The organism is Cytobacillus firmus (assembly GCF_023715565.1).
Lineage (GTDB): Bacteria > Bacillota > Bacilli > Bacillales > Cytobacillaceae > Cytobacillus > Cytobacillus firmus_C.
Genome location: NZ_JAMBOJ010000132.1, coordinates 1 through 1,324 on the forward strand (window position 1 = coordinate 1; position 1,324 = coordinate 1,324).

General features: G+C 31.0%; 1 protein-coding gene. It reads right to left on the minus strand.

Annotated features, from left to right (window positions below):
• Positions 1-218 precede the first annotated feature (218 nt).
• Positions 219-932 carry an endonuclease/exonuclease/phosphatase family protein gene (locus M3205_RS25065; RefSeq protein ID WP_251172356.1) on the minus strand — a complete coding sequence of 238 codons (714 nt, stop codon included), beginning with the start codon at positions 930-932 and terminating at the stop codon, positions 219-221.
• Positions 933-1,324 lie beyond the last annotated feature (392 nt).

The window sequence follows — 1,324 nt, forward strand, 5'->3', positions numbered from 1 at the left end:
TTAAAACGCAAAAAAGCGTCCTCCAGAATGACTCTAATAAACACAGAAAAATGTGTAAAAGAATCGTTCCAAAGAACGCATACGTTTAATAAACATAGCCCGCTAACCAAAGATTGGTTGCTAAAAAATAATAAAATAATAAAATGTTACAAATTTATTTTACTATTATTTGGATTTATAGGCAATATTTATTTATGGAGCCAATATGAGTCTATTGGCTATTGGATACCGTTAAAATCCGTTAACAAAGGCATATGATCACTTAATTTAATCCAATTTTCATGTTGCCCTACTTCCATTTTATTTAGCGATGATAGTATATCTTTAGAAGTAAAAATATAGTCGATATGAAATGGTCTTGAATATTCTTTTCGAAAATAGTGGGTAGGCTGTGACTCAACACCATGCTCTTCATTATAAAAATGATGGTATGTACTAGTTATACCCTTACTTTTCAATAGATTGACAACATCCGTGTGCGTACCAACCCTCCTGATATGATTAAAGTTCTTATTGCTGTTCCAATCCCCAGCAATAACACAGGGTTCCTTCAACAAAGTGTCATAATATTTTAGGGCTAAATATATTTGACCAATGTAACTTTCAAATTTTGTTTTTGTATTTTGTGACCATACCGCAAAGAGAATAAAATTCCGTTTTCCAGTTACCAACAACGGAATAATGTAGCGGAAGTCCTTGTTATATAAAGGATGAAGTTCAATTTTATAATGTTCATTTAATGTAAATATACCAATCCCTTTATTAACTTTCTCACCAAACCAAAGAAATTGATTAACGTCCTTAAGTTTAGTTTGTCCCCATTTCTCCGGAGATTCGGATTCTGGAATAATTAAAATATCTGCTTGATATGATTTTAAGTGTTCCAATTTATCTCTAAAACGCATTGCAGCATTCCAAACAATTAGTTTCATTTTGATACTCCTATATAATTAATAGTATTTAAGTACTTATATTTTGGGAATCCTGGTTACTTACTTTCGATAAGAACACTTAATTTCCTTTAAGTACCCAAGAGCAAATGTAGAACGATAATAAACTTATTTAGTTTCGCTCTAATAATAAACAAGAGCCTTACTACACTTGATATGTAGTAAGGCTCTTAAAAGTTAGTGAGGTTGAAGTGATTTAAAGAATACTGTTCTTTAAAAGGATATTAAAGTTGCTTTATTCTTGTTCAACTAAACCAGCTAATAGGAGTCAAGAACTTCTTATTAAAAATTTTTTTCTTCCGTGTTATACTTTGGAAGGCACGCCAAATAACCCTCCAAATACCTTTTGGAAGGTTTTTCATTAGCTGCTTTTT

Coding starts and splice junctions, on each gene's coding strand:
- M3205_RS25065 (WP_251172356.1), bottom strand. CDS start 932: ATGAAACTAATTGTTTGGAATGCTGCAATGCGTTTTAGAGATAAATTG.